This window comes from Pseudomonas sp. GM74, from assembly GCF_000282455.1.
Taxonomy (GTDB): Bacteria; Pseudomonadota; Gammaproteobacteria; order Pseudomonadales; family Pseudomonadaceae; genus Aquipseudomonas.
The window spans coordinates 1-1,142 of sequence record NZ_AKJG01000036.1; the positions used below are offsets into that span (position 1 = coordinate 1).

Annotated in this window: 1 protein-coding gene; it reads right to left on the bottom strand. The window is 59.3% G+C overall.

The window, feature by feature from the left end; genetic code table 11:
- Window positions 1–46: 46 nt before the first annotated feature.
- Entirely contained in the window at window positions 47–976 is a 930-nt protein-coding gene (locus tag PMI34_RS22415) for a LysR family transcriptional regulator (protein WP_008047225.1), read from the bottom strand.
- Between the last annotated feature and the right edge of the window lie 166 nt (window positions 977–1,142).

Here is a 1,142-nt window from a genome sequence, read left to right on the forward strand (position 1 = left end):
AAGCTCGCTCCCACAGGTATCGTGTATTAAGCCAAGGCCCTGCTTTTCAGCGCACCCAGCCACGCTCCAGCAGGGGCTTGTCCCAGCATGGCTCATCGCCGAAGTTGTCCACCAGAAAGTCGATCAACGTACGCACTTTCAAGGCCCGGCGCTGGGTGGCGGGATACACCGCCGAGAAGTTGAACGAGGACAGTGCGTAATCCGGCAACACCGGAATCAACCGGCCGCTGAGCAAGTCATCGCTGGCCACCAGGGTCGGCAGGCAGACAATGCACACACCGGTCTGCGCGTAATCGCGCAGCAAATGCACCGAATTTGAACGCACCTGGCCCGGCAGGCTCAGCTCCACTTGCTCGTCTTCGCGGGTGAAGATCCAGCGGTTGCGCGACGGATAGCCTTCGTACAGGGCGATCTTGTGTTGCAACAATTCCTGGGGATGGGTGGGCACACCGAACTCGCCGGCGTAATCGGGCGACATGCAGAACAATCGGCGCACGCTGAACAGCTTGCGTTCGATCAGGGTTTCGGCCATGGGCGGGAACATCTGGAACGCCACGTCGAATCCTTCTTCGATGGGGTCCACCACCCGGTCGTTGACGATCACATCCACTTCAATGTCCGGGTACAAGCGCGTGAACTCGGCCAGCATGCGGCCGAAGTGACCAATGGCAAAACCCGGCAGCATCTGCACCCGTAGCTTGCCGGTGGGCTTGGCCCGCAGTTCGCGCATGTGTTCGGTCAGCGAGTTGAACCCGGCGACCATGTCGGCGCATTCCTTGTAGTAGGTCTCGCCCACTTCGGAAAGCCGCACATGGCGCGTGCTGCGATGGAACAGCGGCGCGTTGATGAATTGCTCCAGTTGCTGGATACGGTGGGTGATCACCGAACGGGTCACCCCCAGTTGCTGGGCCGCCTTGGCGAAGTTGCCGGTTTCGGCAACCCGCACGAAGGCTTCGACACTGAGTAAACGATCCATGGGGGCAGGTTCTCTGGAGGATGCCAGTCAGTTAAGCAGTTGCTGTCATAATGCATTTTTTTTGTAGCAGCTGGCGCAGCCTGCGTTCGGCTGCGAAGCAGTCGTTAATCCAGACAACCCGGTCTATCAGGTAGATCGCATACACAGGTTTTACGACTGCTGCGCA

Coding starts and splice junctions, on each gene's coding strand:
- PMI34_RS22415 (WP_008047225.1), bottom strand. CDS start 976: ATGGATCGTTTACTCAGTGTCGAAGCCTTCGTGCGGGTTGCCGAAACC.